This window comes from Roseomonas sp. HF4 (assembly GCF_005222755.1).
Classification (GTDB): Bacteria; Pseudomonadota; Alphaproteobacteria; order Acetobacterales; family Acetobacteraceae; genus Neoroseomonas.
In genome coordinates this window covers 453,618-467,452 of the sequence record NZ_STGD01000001.1, presented here as the reverse complement: position 1 = coordinate 467,452, position 13,835 = coordinate 453,618, and the positions used below count along the sequence as shown (strand labels likewise).

At 73.8% G+C, this 13,835-nt stretch carries 13 protein-coding genes; 9 read left to right on the top strand and 4 right to left on the bottom strand.

All coding sequences use genetic code 11. The annotated features are described in order from the left end of the window. Nucleotides 1–162 precede the first annotated feature (162 nt). The 5 genes from E8M80_RS02255 (at nucleotide 163) to E8M80_RS02235 (ending at nucleotide 4,718) form a co-directional block, all read left to right on the top strand. Nucleotides 163–675, top strand: a complete 513-nt coding sequence (locus E8M80_RS02255; protein WP_137124014.1) for a cysteine dioxygenase family protein — start codon at nucleotides 163–165, stop codon at nucleotides 673–675. 72 nt (nucleotides 676–747) lie between these two features. Beyond that, a complete protein-coding gene (locus E8M80_RS02250; protein WP_137124013.1) occupies nucleotides 748–1,638 on the top strand; it encodes a DMT family transporter in 891 nt (296 codons plus the stop codon). Next, nucleotides 1,635–2,945 (top strand): FAD-binding oxidoreductase, encoded by a 1,311-nt coding sequence (locus tag E8M80_RS02245; protein ID WP_137124012.1) that lies wholly within the window; start codon nucleotides 1,635–1,637, stop codon nucleotides 2,943–2,945. Before E8M80_RS02250 ends, E8M80_RS02245 begins: the two co-directional genes overlap by 4 nt. Continuing rightward, a complete protein-coding gene (locus E8M80_RS02240) occupies nucleotides 2,932–3,780 on the top strand; it encodes a hypothetical protein (protein ID WP_137124011.1) in 849 nt (282 codons plus the stop codon). The genes E8M80_RS02245 and E8M80_RS02240 overlap by 14 nt, the downstream gene beginning before the upstream one ends. Next, nucleotides 3,777–4,718, top strand: a complete 942-nt coding sequence (locus tag E8M80_RS02235) for a hypothetical protein (RefSeq protein WP_137124010.1) — start codon at nucleotides 3,777–3,779, stop codon at nucleotides 4,716–4,718. Before E8M80_RS02240 ends, E8M80_RS02235 begins: the two co-directional genes overlap by 4 nt. A 176-nt stretch (nucleotides 4,719–4,894) precedes the next feature. Here the strand turns inward: E8M80_RS02235 and cysN are convergent, their stop codons facing one another. Next, nucleotides 4,895–6,760: a sulfate adenylyltransferase subunit CysN gene (cysN, locus tag E8M80_RS02230; protein WP_137124009.1), complete on the bottom strand. Its 1,866-nt coding sequence runs from the start codon at nucleotides 6,758–6,760 to the stop codon at nucleotides 4,895–4,897. Nucleotide 6,761: 1 nt separating this feature from the next. Next, entirely contained in the window at nucleotides 6,762–7,673 is a 912-nt protein-coding gene (gene cysD, locus E8M80_RS02225) for a sulfate adenylyltransferase subunit CysD (RefSeq protein ID WP_137124008.1), read from the bottom strand. A gap of 129 nt (nucleotides 7,674–7,802) precedes the next feature. On the opposite strand from cysD, the gene cysQ reads away from it, so the two are divergent. The 4 genes from cysQ to E8M80_RS02205 all read left to right on the top strand — a co-directional run bounded on the left by cysQ (nucleotide 7,803) and on the right by E8M80_RS02205 (nucleotide 12,014). Next, nucleotides 7,803–8,585, top strand: a complete 783-nt coding sequence (gene cysQ / locus E8M80_RS02220) for a 3'(2'),5'-bisphosphate nucleotidase CysQ (RefSeq protein ID WP_137124007.1) — start codon at nucleotides 7,803–7,805, stop codon at nucleotides 8,583–8,585. 67 nt (nucleotides 8,586–8,652) lie between these two features. Then, nucleotides 8,653–9,402 carry an SDR family NAD(P)-dependent oxidoreductase gene (locus E8M80_RS02215; RefSeq protein WP_170979152.1) on the top strand — a complete coding sequence of 250 codons (750 nt, stop codon included), beginning with the start codon at nucleotides 8,653–8,655 and terminating at the stop codon, nucleotides 9,400–9,402. Continuing rightward, nucleotides 9,399–10,247 carry a GNAT family N-acetyltransferase gene (locus E8M80_RS02210; RefSeq protein ID WP_240789851.1) on the top strand — a complete coding sequence of 283 codons (849 nt, stop codon included), beginning with the start codon at nucleotides 9,399–9,401 and terminating at the stop codon, nucleotides 10,245–10,247. Before E8M80_RS02215 ends, E8M80_RS02210 begins: the two co-directional genes overlap by 4 nt. 243 nt (nucleotides 10,248–10,490) lie before the next feature. Beyond that, nucleotides 10,491–12,014: a hypothetical protein gene (locus E8M80_RS02205; RefSeq protein WP_137124005.1), complete on the top strand. Its 1,524-nt coding sequence runs from the start codon at nucleotides 10,491–10,493 to the stop codon at nucleotides 12,012–12,014. A gap of 152 nt (nucleotides 12,015–12,166) precedes the next feature. Here E8M80_RS02205 and E8M80_RS02200 read toward each other — a convergent pair whose 3' ends face one another. After that, entirely contained in the window at nucleotides 12,167–12,691 is a 525-nt protein-coding gene (locus E8M80_RS02200) for a lipocalin family protein (protein WP_137124004.1), read from the bottom strand. Between the two features lie 145 nt (nucleotides 12,692–12,836). Continuing rightward, nucleotides 12,837–13,736 (bottom strand): polysaccharide deacetylase family protein, encoded by a 900-nt coding sequence (locus E8M80_RS02195; RefSeq protein ID WP_137124003.1) that lies wholly within the window; start codon nucleotides 13,734–13,736, stop codon nucleotides 12,837–12,839. Between the last annotated feature and the right edge of the window lie 99 nt (nucleotides 13,737–13,835).

The window sequence follows — 13,835 nt, the reverse complement described above, 5'->3', positions numbered from 1 at the left end:
CCTGCGCGCGGGACGAGAAGGGAGGGATATCTCTGGTGCCCCAGCGGGAGAGAGTATGGTTCCCACAAAACTCAATCTTGAAGAATATTATGGCAGGCTGTTATGCTTGGACATCAGGCATTTTCTCCGGCGTGCGCCGGACCGGCCGGAGGAGCCCCGCCGATGAACGTCATCGCCGCCCGCACCGCCCTCGACGCCATGGTTTCCGGCATATCGGACGCGTTGCGCGAGGCCGCCGGCGATCCCTCCGCCGCGGTGGCCGAGGTCCTCGGCCACTACGCGGCCGACCCCACGCTGCTGCTCGGCCGTGACTGTCCCTGCCGGGCCGAGACCTACATCCGCCACCTGCTGCACGAGCAGGAAGCCGAAGGCTGGGCCGTCGCCGCCCTCGTCTGGCGCCCCGGCCAGATGTCCCCGGTCCATGCGCACCGTGCCTGGTGTGCCGTCGGCTTCCATCGCGGCCTGCTGACTGAGACCTTCTACGCCCCCGGCGATCCGCCCGTGCCGACCGGCCTCGCGCTCCGCCGCCCGGGCGACACCTCGCACGGGCCGGCGCGGGCGGATGCGATCCATCGGCTGGCCAACCTCGGCACCGAGACCGCCGTCTCCATCCATGCCTATGGCCTGCCCTATGGCCGGTTCTGCACGGACCTGAACAGCATCCTCGCCGCCTGACGCCGCGCGGCATGGCTGGCCCGCCGGCGCGGGCGGTATCGCCGCGCGCCGCGGCAGGGCAGGCTCGGCGCGATGAACCCGAAGATCCTGCTCGGCCTCGCACTCGGCGTCGCCGCCTCGCTCATCTGGGGCGGGCATGCCGTGGTCGCGCGGCCGGCGCTGGCGGGGCAGGGGTTCTCGCCCTTCGACCTCGCGGCCTTCCGCTACGGGCCCGCTGCGGTGGTGCTGGCGCCGCTCGCCTGGCGGGCGCGCGCCACGCTGGCGCGCATCGGGGCGCGGCGCCTCGTGACGCTGGCGCTGTTCGGCGGCGCGCCGAACCTGCTGCTGTTCCTCTGGGCGCTCGTCTGGGCGCCGGCCTCCCATGGCGGGACCATCGCGCCGATGACGGTGCCGATCGCGGGCGCGGTGCTCGCCGTCTGGCTGATCGGGGAGAAGCCCACGCGCGGGCGCGCCGCGGCACTGGCCGTCATGGCGGCGGGCGTGCTGATGATCGGCTGGGACGGCGTGGCGGGTGCCCATCCGGGCGCCTGGCGGGGCGATATCCTGCTGCTCGGCGCGGGGTGCACCTGGGCGGTCTTCACGCTGCTGCTGCGGCGCTGGCAGGTGCCGGCCATCCCGGCCACGGCGGCCGTCACCATCGTCTCGGCGCTGGCGGTGCTGCCGGTCTGGATGCCCTTCCGACTTGCCCCGGTGCTGGACCTGCCGACCGGCGCGCTGCTGCTGCACCTCGCGATGCAGGGGATCGTGCTCGGCGCGCTGTCGATGTTCCTCTATGCGCGGGCGGTGGAGTTGCTCGGACCGACGCGCGCGGCCACCCTGTCCATCATGGTGCCCGTGACCGCGCTTGTGCTCGCCGCCCTCGTGCTGGCCGAACCGATCTCCTGGCTGCAGGGGGGCGGCGCGGCGGTGGCCGTCGGCGGCATGCTGGCCGCGGTCCTGTTCACCGGAAGGAAAGCGGCATGACAGCCATATCGCCTCCGATGCCGCCGAGCCTCTGGGCCGCCACCGCGCCGCCGGCGCCCGCGACGGCGCCGCTCATGGGCGATGCGCGGACCGGCGTCGCCGTGGTCGGCGGCGGCTTCACCGGCCTCTCGGCCGCGCTGCACCTGGCCGAGGCCGGCGTGCCCGTGACGCTGCTCGAAGCCGCCGAGATCGGCTGGGGCGCATCGGGCCGCAACAACGGCCAGGTCATCCCGACCCTCTCGCGCCTCGACCCCGACGACATCGTGGCCTCCGTCGCGCCCGAACATGGCGGGCGCGACAAGGGGGAGGAACTGGTCGGCCTGATCCGCGACAGCGCCGCGCTGACCTTCGACCTGATCCGCCGGCACGGCATCGCGGCCGAGGCCGTGCAGAACGGATGGATCCAGCCCGCGCATCGCGAAAGCCGCCTGAAGGTCTCCGAGAAGCGCGCCGCGCAATGGGGCCGCCGCGGCGCACCGGTGCGGATGTATTCGCGCGCCGAGATGGCGGCGCTGACCGGCACCGACCACTGGTTCGGCGGCTGGGGCAATGCGACCGGCGGGCGGATCAACCCGCTGGCCCTCGCGCGCGGCCTCGCCGATGCCGCGATCCGCGCCGGCGCCGCGGTGCACACCGCGAGCCCCGCCACGGGCATCGAGAAGACGCCGGCCGGTTGGGTCGTGACGACGCCGCGGGGGCGCGTCACGGCCGACCGCGTCATCGTCGCGACGCATGCCTATACCGATGATGTCTGGCCCGGCCTGAAGCGCACCATCGTGCCGGTGCGGTCGTACCAGATGGCGACCTCGGTGCTGTCGGACAACATCCGCAAGACCATCCTGCCGGAAGGCCATGCGCTGTCGGACACGCGGGGCGACCTGTATTTCTACCGCTTCGACGCGAATGGGCGCCTCGTGACCGGCGGCGGGCTGATCGTGCCCTTCGGCTGGGACGGCCGCATCCGCGCGCGCATCACCGAACGCGTCCGCCGCGTCTTCCCGCAGATCGGGGAGGACCTTCGCTTCGACTACACCTGGTGGGGCTATGTCGCCGGCACGGCGGACCGCATGCCGCATGTCTATGAGCTGGCACCCGGCGTGCTCTCCTGGACCGGCTGCAACGGGCGAGGCGTGGCGCTGGCCGTGGCGCTGGGGCGGGAGATGGCGCGCGCGTCGAACGGCACGGCGCTGCGCGAGATCGCCGCCCCGGTCGAGACGCGGCTGCGCACCATTCCGGGCCATGCCTTCCGCGCGCTCGGCATCGCGTGGAACCAGGCGAAGTTCCGCCGCATGGATGCGCGTGACTGAGGTCGCGCTGGCCACCTCCGTCCCGCCCGTCCTGCGCCGGACCGGGCCGGGCGGCGCCGAGGCCGGGCGCGACTGGCTCGCCGCCTGCATGGCGTCCTGGCCCGCGCCGGGCTGGCGCGTGCTGACGCTGAACCCGCCCGAGGAAGCGCCCGCGCTGCCCCCCGGCATCGAGCCCGCGCCCGCGGCGCCCGGCGTCGCCGCCGCCTATGGGCGCCCCGGTGCCTGGATCGCGGATGCGCTGGCCGCCGCCTGCGCGACCGGCGCGCCAGTGGTCGGCCTGGTGAACGCAGACATCCTGTTCGACCTCGATGCCGGCCGCCGCGCGGCGCTGCTCGACCGCGCGCGGGGCGGGATCGTCGCCTGCAACCGCATGGACGTGCTGCATGCCTCACAGGCCGAAGGGCCCTTCTACCGCTACGGCTACGACCTGATGCTGATGCCGCGCGGCGTCGCGGCGGGGCTCGACCTCACGGGCTTCGCCTTCGGCGTGCCGTGGTGGGACTACTGGATCCTGCTCGACGCGGTGCTGCAGGGCGTGCCGGTCGCCGTCGTGCAATGCGCGGGCCTGCGCCACCTGGCGCACCGGGAGGCCTGGAGCGAGCCCGCGCGGCGCCGCGCGCTGGCCGTGCTGGTCGGCCACCTGGCGCCGCGGCGCGCAGCGCTCGGCGCGCTCGGCCTCGACCCGGTGGCGGAAGCGGCGGTCGACCTGCTGATGGCCGCGACGCCGCATCTGGGGGAGGCCTATGGCGTGGAGGAGATGATGAGCGTCGCCGGCACGCGCTTCGGCATGGAGGTAGTGCGCATCCTCGAGCGCGACGCCTGGAGGCTGGCATGACCGCGCCCTGGACGCGGCGCATCGTCGTGGACCTGCTGCACCCGGTCGATGGCAGCGGCTGGCACGAGGCGGAACTGCTGCCCGGGACCGTCGGCTTCCGCTGGAGCGGGCCGGGGCGGCTGTCCACCCTGCGCGCCCCCGCGCCGCCGGGCGCCGGGCGGGCCGAGGCGCTGCTCGTGCTCCAGCCCGGGGAGGCGCCGCCCGATATCGCGGTCTTCCTGAACGGCCGGCCCGTCGCCGCGGCACCGCGGCGCCTCGGCGCCTTCGGCGTGCTCGACATCGCCTGGGATGCCGCGGCGATGGCGGGCGGGACGCTGGCCGAGTTCTGGTTCCAGCCCGCCCGCATGATCCAGCTGCCCGCGCCGGGGCAGCGGATGCGCAGCGTCGGCTTCCGTCTCTCCACGCTCACGATCGAGGCGACCGAGGACGGGCCGGAAGCGGGCTCGGAGGCAGCGGCGCTGCTGCTCGGCCGGCGGCTGCTGGCCGAACGCCTGCCGGTCGCGACCGGCCGCGCGCGCCTCGTGCTGTCGCGGGATGGCGCCGAGATGCACCTCGAGGGCGCGCGGCTCGGCCCGACCGCGCTGCCGCGCCTGACGGTCGCGCTGGGCGGGCTCGACGACGCGCTGGAGGTGGCGCTCGCGCCGCCGGGCGGGGCGGCGCTCCGTGTCACGCTGCGGGGCGGGGGCGGGCTTGCGCTGCCGGGCGGGCTCTCGCCGCGCGATGCCGTGCTGCTGCTCCGCCTTCTGGCGGCGCTGCCCGAGGCCTTCGGCCGCGGCGTGGACGCCGCCGAGGGCGCGCTGCCGGAGGTGGCGGCGGACTGGCGCCGACGCCTGGGCGCGCTGTCGGCGGCTGCTGGCGTCGCGCTGGCGGTTGCGCTGTCGGACGGGCCGGATCCGCTGGCGGGCGACCCCGGCCTGGGATTCGGCTGGCCGGCCTGATGCGGGACCATCGTTGAAGGTCGGGGGAGGGGAACCTCCCCCGATCCCCCTCCCTTCTCTGGCACTTGGCGCCGGACCTCGGCGGAGGGCGCCAAGTGGCAAAGAAGGTGGAAGGGGGGTGCGGGGGGAGAAGTTCCCTTCTCCCCCGCCCTGTCAGGCGTGGCCGCCGACGCCCCTCACACCGCCACGCCGGCCGCCCTGAGCCGGTCCAGAACCTCGGCCGCGCAATCCTCGGGCGTCCGCCCGGCGGTCGGGATGTGCAGTTCAGCGTTCTCGGGCGGTTCGTAGGGGCTGTCGATCCCGGTGAAGTTCCTGATCTCGCCTGCCTGCGCGCGGGCATAGAGGCCCTTGGGGTCGCGCGCGATGCAGGCCTCGATCGGCGTGTCCACGAAGACCTCGACGAAGTCGCCCGGGGCCAGCAGGTCGCGCACCATCCGCCGTTCCGCCCGGAAGGGCGAGATGAAGGAGCAGAGCACGACCATGCCCGCGTCGAGCATGAGCTTCGCCACTTCGCCCACGCGGCGGATGTTCTCGACACGGTCCTCGGCGGTGAAGCCGAGGTCGCGGCAGAGCCCGTGGCGGATGTTGTCGCCGTCGAGCGCGTAGGTCGCGCGGCCCGCCTGGTGCAGCGCCTGCTCGACGATGTTGGCGATGGTCGACTTGCCCGACCCCGACAGGCCCGTGAACCACAGCACCATCGGCCGGTTGCCCGTGAGCGCCGCGCGCGCCGCCTTGTCCACGGTGAAGTGTTCGTGGTGGATGTTGGATGCGCGGCGCAGCGGGAAGGCGACCATGCCCGCGCCGGCGGTGCGGTTGGTGAAGCGGTCGACCAGGATAAAGGCGCCGGTCGCGCGGTTCTCCGCATAGGGGTCGAGCGGCACCGCCTGCCCGGCCGAGAAGTTGCAGAAGCCGATCTCGTTCAGCGACAGGCGCCGCGCCGCGTGTTCCTCCAGCGTGTTGACGTCCACGCGGTGGCGGATCGAGGTGACGGAACAGGGCGTCCAGATGTTGCCGATGCGCATGAGGTAGGAGCGCCCGGGCAGCATCGCCTCCTCGTCCATCCAGAGCAGGTGGCCGGCGAACTGGTCGGCGACGGCCGGGCGCTCGGCGGCGCGCACCAGCACGTCGCCGCGGGCGACATCCACCTCGTCCGTCAGCGTCAGCGTCACCGCCTGGCCGGCCTCGGCGGCGTCGAGGTCGCCATCGGCGGTGACGATGCGCGCGATGCGGGTCGGCTTGCCGGAGGCCGCGACCACCACCTGGTCGCCCGGCGCGATGCGGCCCGAGGCGATGGTGCCGGCGAAGCCCCGGAAGTCCAGGTTCGGCCGGTTCACCCACTGCACCGGGAAGCGAAAGGGCCGGGCGCCGAGGTCCTGGCTGACGTCGACCTCCTCGAGGTGCTGCACCAGCGTCGGCCCGTGGTACCAGGGCGTGTTGCCCGAGCGGATCGTGACGTTGTCGCCGAAGCGCGCGCTCATCGGGATCGGCATGACCGACCGGAATCCGAGGCCCGCGGCGAAGGTCACGTAGTCGCCCACGATCCGGTCGAAGGTCTCCTCGCTGAAGTTCACGAGGTCGATCTTGTTCACCGCGACCACGATGTCGCGGATGCCGAGCAGCGAGCAGATGTAGGAATGCCTGCGGGTCTGCGTGAGCACGCCCTTGCGCGCGTCGATCAGGATGACGGCGAGGGACGCGCCGGACGCGCCCGTCGCCATGTTGCGCGTGTACTGCTCGTGCCCCGGCGTGTCGGCCACGATGAAGGACCGCCGGGGTGTCGCGAAGAAGCGGTAGGCGACGTCGATGGTGATGCCCTGCTGGCGTTCCGCTTCAAGCCCATCCACCAGCAGCGCGAGGTCGATGTCCTCCCCCGTCGTGCCGTGCTTGCGGCTGTCCCGCGCGATGGCGGCCAGCGTGTCCTCGAAGATCAGCTGGCTGTCGTAGAGCAGGCGGCCGATCAGCGTGGACTTGCCGTCGTCCACCGATCCGCAGGTGAGGAAGCGGAGGAGTTCATGCTGCGCGGGGGCGTGCTGCGCGGTCATGTCAGAAATACCCCTCGCGCTTCTTCTTCTCCATCGAGGCTTCCTCGTCGGAATCGATCAGGCGGCCCTGGCGCTCGCTTGTCTTGGCGGCACGCATCTCGGCGATGATCTCGGGCAGCGTCGCCGCCGTGCTCTCGACCGCGCCGGACAGCGGGTAGCAGCCGAGGGTGCGGAAGCGGACCATGCGCATCTCGGGCGTCTCGCCGGGCTCGAGCGGCAGGCGCGCGTCATCGACCATGATCCAGGTGCCGGCGCGCTTCACGACCGGCCGCGGCTTGGCGAAATAGAGCGGCACGACGGGCAGGTCCTCGGCCAGCACGTAGTCCCAGACATCGTGCTCGGTCCAGTTCGACAGCGGGAAGACGCGGATGCTCTCGCCGTCGCGGATGCGGGTGTTGAACAGGTTCCAGAGCTCCGGCCGCTGCGCCCGCGGGTCCCAGGAATGGCCGGGGCCGCGGAAGGAGAAGATGCGTTCCTTCGCGCGGGACTTCTCCTCGTCGCGCCGCGCGCCGCCGAAGGCGGCGTCGAAGCCGTGCAGGTCGAGCGCCTGCTTCAGCGCCTCGGTCTTCATCACCTGCGTGTGCAGCGCCGATCCCGACGCGATCGGGTTGATGCCGCGGGCGAGCCCGTCCTGGTTGGTGTGGACCAGCAACTCCATGCCGACCTGCTTCGCGATGGCGTCGCGGAAGGCGATCATCTCCCGGAACTTCCAGGTCGTGTCGATGTGCATGAGCGGGAAGGGCGGCTTGCCCGGCGCGAAGGCCTTCAGCGCGAGATGCAGCATCACGCCCGAATCCTTGCCGATGCTGTAGAGCATGACCGGCTTGCGGAAGGACGCCGCGACCTCGCGGATGATGGCGATCGATTCCGCTTCCAGACGGGCGAGGTGCGGCGGCAGCTTCGTTGTCGGCATGGGGCTCGTCACGGCGTCCTCGGGCGGGCGAAGCCGCGGCGAGGGCCGCCCGCGGCACAGCGCGCGCTCTTCCCATGGCGACAACCCTCGCGCAAGTTGCGGGGCGCGAACAAGCGGATGCCGCGACGGATGAGCACGACACCTTCTGCCCGGCTCCGGCTTGCCGAATCCTTCACGGCCATCGCCGAGGCCGCGGGTGCCCGCATCATGGCGTGGTACGGCGGCGCCCGCGCCGAAGCCAAGTCCGACGGCAGCCCGCTGACGGAAGCCGACCTCGCCGCCCACGACGCGATCCTGGCCGGCCTGGCGCAGGCCTGCCCCGAATTCCCCGTGGTCTCGGAGGAGGACGCCGCGCGCGCCGAGGCGCCGCCCGCCGGCGCCTTCATCCTTGTCGATCCGCTGGACGGCACGCGCGAATTCCTCTCGGGCAATGGCGAATTCACCGTGAACATCGCGCTGATCGAGGATGGCGCGCCGGTGGTGGGCGTGGTGCTGGCGCCGGCGCGCGGGCGGCTCTGGTGGGGCGCGGCCGGCGCCGGGGCGGGCTGCCGGGCGACGGGGGAGGGCGCCTCCCGCCCGCTCGCGGCGAGGCCGCCCCCGGCCGAGGGGCTCGTGGCCGTCGCCAGCCGGTCCCACCGCGACGCCGAGACCGAGGCCTTCCTCGCCGGCCTCCCGATCGCGGGGCTGCGCTCGGTCGGCTCCTCGCTGAAATTCTGCCTGGTGGCGGCGGGGGAGGCCGACCTCTACCCGCGCTTCGGCCCGACCATGGAATGGGACACCGCGGCGGGTCAGGCGGTGCTCGAGGCGGCGGGCGGGCGCGTCACGACGCCGGCGGGGGCGCCCTTCCGCTATGGCAAGCCAGGCGCGGCCTGGCGCAACGGGCCCTTCGTCGCGCGCGGCGCCGCCGCGTAGCGGCCGCCCCGTTGCCCGCGCCGCGCCGATGCGCGCAGGATGCGGCGCAGCATTCGGGGGAGAGCGCATGCCTGACCTGGCCGGAGAGGTCGCGATCGTCACCGGCGGCAGCCGCGGCATCGGCGCCGCCATCCTGCGCGCCTTCGCCGCCGCCGGGGCCGACGTCGCGTTCTGCCACCTCGACGACCCCGACGGCGCGGCCGAGACCGCCGCCGCCGTCGCGGCGCTTGGCCGGCGCGTCCACCATGCCGGGTTCGATGTCGCCGACACCGCCCGGCTGCGCGGCTTCATCGACGACGCGCAGGCCACGCTCGGCCCGTGCTCCATCCTCGTGGCCAATGCCGGCATGAACATCCGCGGCCCCTTCGAGACGCTCCCCGAGGAGACGTTCCGCCGCGTCATGGATGTTCATTTCATGCACACGGTCGCCGCCGCGCAGGCGGTCTATCCGGGGATGAAGGCGCGCGGGCGGGGGCGGATCATCACCCTCTCCTCGCAGCTCGCGTTCAAAGGGGCGCCGCTGCTGACGCCCTATACCTCGGCGAAGGGTGCGATCCTGTCCTTCACCCGATCCCTGTCCCTGGAAGCCGCACCGCATGGCGTGCGGGTCAACAGCATCGCCCCGGGGCCCGTGGATACCGCGCTGACGCAGTCCCGCGGCCCGGAGTGGCGCGCCGCGATCGAGGCTGCACTGCCCGCGGGCCGCCTCGGCCGGCCGGAGGACATCGCCGCCACCGCCCTGCTGCTGGCCGGCCCGGGCGGCGATTTCTACGTGGGCGCCTGCCTCTCCCCCAATGGCGGGGACGTGATGCATTGAGCACCGCCACGATCCGCGCCATGGCGCGGGCGGAGATCGCCCTCGCGCTCGACTGGGCGGCGGCGGAGGGGTGGAATCCCGGCCTGCACGACGCCGCCTGCTTCCACGCGGCCGACCCCGGCGGCTTCCTGGTGGCCGAGGTGGCGGGCGAGCCCGTCGGCTGCGTCTCGGCCGTGCGATATCCGGACGGCTTCGGCTTCCTCGGCTTCTACATCGTCCGCCCGGGCTTTCGCGGGCAGGGCCACGGCATGGCGCTGTGGCGGGCGGCGATGGCGCGCCTGGCACCCGGCACGGTCGGGCTCGACGGCGTGGTGGCGCAGCAGGCGAACTATGCGCGATCGGGCTTCGTCCTGGCGCATCGCAACATCCGCTACGGCGCCGCTGCGCCCCGCCCGCCGGTGGTGTCCGCGGGGCCGGAGCCGCGGCCGGCCGCGGACCTTCCCTTCGACGAGATCGCGGCCTTCGACCGACGCTTCTTCCCGGCGCCGCGCGAGGCGTTCCTGCGCGGCTGGCTCGCCGCGCCGGGCCATGTCGCGCGCGTCGCGGCCGGCGCGGCGGGGATCGAGGGCCTGGGTGTGCTGCGCCCGTGCCGGGAGGGGTCCAAGATCGGCCCGCTGTTCGCGACGACGCCCGACGCCGCGCGGGCGATCTTCGCGGCGCTGCTGGCCGCCGCGCCGCGCGGGCCGGTCTTCTTAGACCTGCCGGAGCCCAACCGGGATGCCATCGCCATGGCCGAGGCCGCTGGCATGGCCCCCGCCTTCGAGACGGCGCGCATGTATGCGGGGACCCCGCCGGGGATTCCGCGCGATCACGTCTACGGCATCACGAGTTTCGAACTCGGCTAGCGGGTTATCGCTCCAGCGGGATCGACGCCGGCGCGCACCCCGTGCCCGTCCGGCGGCATGCGTTCGCTTCCCGGGGCCGGCCACGCGAACGGCGATCGAACGGCGCCCGGGCATCGGTCGCCGGAGCGTCCCGGCCCCTGGCGCGGATGCACCATCGGGCGGCGCAGCATCGTTGCGCCGTCCGGTTGACCGCGCGACGCCGCCGGGTCAACCCTGCCGCCCCTGCCACCAGGAGAGCCCGCCATGCGAACCCTACCCATCCCCGGGCCGCGCCGTGCCGGTTTCCTGTCCCTTGCGGCGCTGGGCGTCGTGCTGGTCGCGGCCCCTGCCCGGAGCCAGACCGCGCCGCCCGTGAAGGCGCCCTCGGCCGCCGCGGCGCCGGCGGCCGCGCTCGACCTGGCGGAGGCCGCGGCGCGCCCGGCGCTCGCGCCCGGCGCCGCCGTTCCCGTGGCGATCCGGCGCGGCGAGACGGTCTTCTTCCGCCTGCCCGAGGGCGCGGGCGACCTCGTGGCCCAGACCCGGAACCTGGCGCGCGGCACGGACACGGTCATGGCGCTGGTCGACGCCCAGGGCCGCGTGCTGGACGAGGACGACGACGGCGGCGCCGAGGGCCTCGCCTCCCGGATCGAGATCGGGGCCGACCAGGCCGGCCCGCTGTTCCTGCGGGTCGGCCTGCTTGAGGACGGCGATGGCCGGTTCGAGATCGTCCTCGAACAGGCGCCGCCCGCCGACCCGAACGGACCCGCGCGCAGCCTGACGGACGCCGCGACACGGCCCGAGCTCGCCGTCGGGCAGCCGGTGGCGGTGCGCCTTGCGGGCCGGCAGGACGCCTGGTTCCGCCTGCCTGGCGGCCGGGACCTCGTCGTGCTGACGCGCAGGCTCCAGCGCGACACGGACACGGTGCTGTCCCTGCATGACCGCAACGGGCGCGAACTGGCCGAGGACGACGATGGCGGGGCCGAGAACCTCGCCTCCCGGATCGAAGTGCCCGGCGGGCAGCGCCGGCCGCTCTATGTCCGCGCCCGTGTGCTGGGTGTCGAGGGCGCCTTCGAGCTCGTCGTCGAGCCCGATACGACCCCGGCGCCGACCTTCCCGGCGAGCCTCCGCCAGGCCGCTTCCGCCGCGCCGCTGGCCGTCGGCCAGAGCGTGCCCATCGTGCTGCGGCGTGGCCAGGAGGCCTTCTTCCGGCTGCCGGAGGGCGACATCGCCGTCGTCACCCGCAACCTTCGCCGCAACGCCGACACGGTGCTGACGCTGCTCGACGGCGACGGGCGCGAGATGGCGGAGGACGACGATGGCGGCGGCGGCCTCGCCTCCCGGCTCGAGGTGGCGGGGTCCGAGCGGCGGCCGATCTTTGTGCGCGCGCGCCTGCTGGGCGAGGCGACCGGCGCCTTCGACCTGGCGGTCGAGGCCGATGCGCCCATCGCGGCGACCTTCCCGCTGACCCGGGAGGCGGCCGCCACGGCCCCCCCGCTCCCGCCCGGGGCGACCGTGCCGATCCGCCTGCGCCGTGGACAGGCTGCGTTCTTCCGGCTGGCGCCGGGCGTGCAGGCGGCGCTGACGCGCGACCTGCGCGACGGCACCGACACCGTGCTGCAACTGCTCGACGAGACGGGGCGCACCGTGGCCGAGGATGACGACGGCGGCGGCGGCCTTGCGTCCCGCCTCGACCTCGGCGCCGCGGCGAAGGGCCTCTTCGTGCTGCGCGCCGGCGTGTTGGGCGATGGGCCGGGCGAGTTCGAGCTCGTGATCCTGCCGGGTCGTTGAGGGCAGGGGGAGAAGGGAACTTCTCCCCCCGCACCCCCCTCAACCTTCCTTGGCACCTGGTGCCCCACCATTCAGGACCGGCGCCAAGTTCCAGAGAAGGGAGGGGGCTCGGGGGAGGTTCCCCTCCCCCGACCTTTAACGCCCATCCCGGCTCAGGGCGCCGTGCGCCTGATCCGCCCCGTGTCGAACCCTTCCCGCGCCGCGGTCGCGACCGCCGCCGCGTAGTCGGCCGGTGCCATCTCGCGCTCCCGCGACAGGATCCAGAGGAAGTCGCGATCCGGCGCGCCGACGACTGCCCAGCGGTAGTCCGGGTCCAGCCCGATCACCCAGTAATCCCCGAAGAACGGCCAGAAGAACGACACGCGCAACCGGTCGTTGCCCGGCGAGGCGCTGTAGGCGACGCCCTCGGCCGCGCGCTCGGCGCCGCCGGCGAGTGCGTTGCGGCAGCGGTTGACGACGCCGATCCGCCCGTCCGGGCGCTGCGTGTAGGTGGCGCTCACGCCCTCGCAGCGCACGCGACTGCTGTCCTGGAAGCTGGTCGGGAAGCGCGCCGCCTCGAACCAGGTGCCAGCATAGCGCGCGAGGTCCACCTGGCCCACCGTGCGGGGCGTGTCCGGGCCCGGCTGTGTGGCGCAGGCGCCGAGCAGCAGCAGCGCGGCGAGAAGGGGGCGTCTCATGACGATCGGACGAAGGTTTCACCTTCGTCCCCCTCAGACGCCGGGCGCCGCGCATCCGCGCGGCTTGGCTGCGCGGCACAAGCCGCGGCGCCCGTCCGGGCGCCCGGGCCTTCGGCCCGCAGGTCGGAACATCGTCTGCCGGGCATCATGCGACGTCTCCCGGGATGATGCCGGGCGGCAGCGCCAGCACGTGGTCGAGCACGCCGCCCGCGGTCGTGATCCACACATCGTCCCGCCGCGCCGCGACATGCGCGAGCGCCCGGCGCAGCTGCCGAATGCGGAAGGGCTGGCCCACGATGTAGGGATGCAGCGCGATGCCCATGACCTGCGGCTGCCCGTCGGCCACCTGGCGGCGGCGTTCCTCGAAATCGTCCACGATCATGTCGGCGAAATCCGCCGCGCCGTCCTTCCGCGCGACGACGGAGGGGATGTCGTTGACCTCCTGCGGGTAGGGGATGGCGAGCAGCCGCCCGCCCCGCGTCCGCATCCAGACGGGCGCGTCGTCGGCGCACCAGTTGAGGGTGTAGGCATAGCCCGATTCGGCCAGCAGGTCGGGCGTGGCGCGGCTTTCCGCGATCCAGGGGGAAAGCCAGCCGCGCGGGGCGCGCCCCTCGTGCCGGGCGATGGCGGCGGTGCTCTCGGCGATCAGGGCGCGCTCGGCGGCTTCTTCCAGCACGGACTGGCGCTCGGAATTGGTCCGGCCGTGGCCCGCGATCTCGTCGCCGCGCGCGCGATGCGCCGCGACCAGCGCGGGCGCGTGATCGTACATCGCGCTGTTCAGCAGCACCGTCGCCGGCAGGGCCAGTTCGTCCAGCAGCGCCAGCAGCCGCCAGGCGCCGACGCGATTGCCGTAGTCCCGCCAGGCGAAGTTCAGCACGTCGGGCTGCGGCCCGCCCGGCGCGAGTTCCGCGCCCAGCCCCTCGCCGAAGGCGAAATGCTCGAGGTTGACGCCGAGATAGACCGCGAGCCGCGCGCCGTCCGGCCAGGCATAGGACGGGCGCCCCGGCCAGGGGTGGTAGTCGTAGCGCCCATGGGTCGGCAGCATCGGGGCCTCCTATCCCGCCTTGATGGCGACGGAATGTCACGCTGGCAAGACAGCCCGTGGCGGGGCGGCCAATCATCCCTTAATCTCGGGTCATGGCTT

Bases quoted from the DNA above. Each gene is read 5' to 3' on its own strand.
- E8M80_RS02240 (WP_137124011.1), top strand. From the start codon at position 2,932: ATGCGCGTGACTGAGGTCGCGCTGGCCACCTCCGTCCCGCCCGTCCTG.
- E8M80_RS02200 (WP_137124004.1), bottom strand. From the start codon at position 12,691: ATGAGACGCCCCCTTCTCGCCGCGCTGCTGCTGCTCGGCGCCTGCGCC.
- cysQ (WP_137124007.1), top strand. From the start codon at position 7,803: ATGAGCACGACACCTTCTGCCCGGCTCCGGCTTGCCGAATCCTTCACG.
- E8M80_RS02205 (WP_137124005.1), top strand. From the start codon at position 10,491: ATGCGAACCCTACCCATCCCCGGGCCGCGCCGTGCCGGTTTCCTGTCC.
- cysN (WP_137124009.1), bottom strand. From the start codon at position 6,760: ATGACCGCGCAGCACGCCCCCGCGCAGCATGAACTCCTCCGCTTCCTC.
- E8M80_RS02250 (WP_137124013.1), top strand. From the start codon at position 748: ATGAACCCGAAGATCCTGCTCGGCCTCGCACTCGGCGTCGCCGCCTCG.
- E8M80_RS02235 (WP_137124010.1), top strand. From the start codon at position 3,777: ATGACCGCGCCCTGGACGCGGCGCATCGTCGTGGACCTGCTGCACCCG.
- E8M80_RS02215 (WP_170979152.1), top strand. From the start codon at position 8,653: ATGCCTGACCTGGCCGGAGAGGTCGCGATCGTCACCGGCGGCAGCCGC.
- E8M80_RS02255 (WP_137124014.1), top strand. From the start codon at position 163: ATGAACGTCATCGCCGCCCGCACCGCCCTCGACGCCATGGTTTCCGGC.
- cysD (WP_137124008.1), bottom strand. From the start codon at position 7,673: ATGCCGACAACGAAGCTGCCGCCGCACCTCGCCCGTCTGGAAGCGGAA.
- E8M80_RS02245 (WP_137124012.1), top strand. From the start codon at position 1,635: ATGACAGCCATATCGCCTCCGATGCCGCCGAGCCTCTGGGCCGCCACC.
- E8M80_RS02195 (WP_137124003.1), bottom strand. From the start codon at position 13,736: ATGCTGCCGACCCATGGGCGCTACGACTACCACCCCTGGCCGGGGCGC.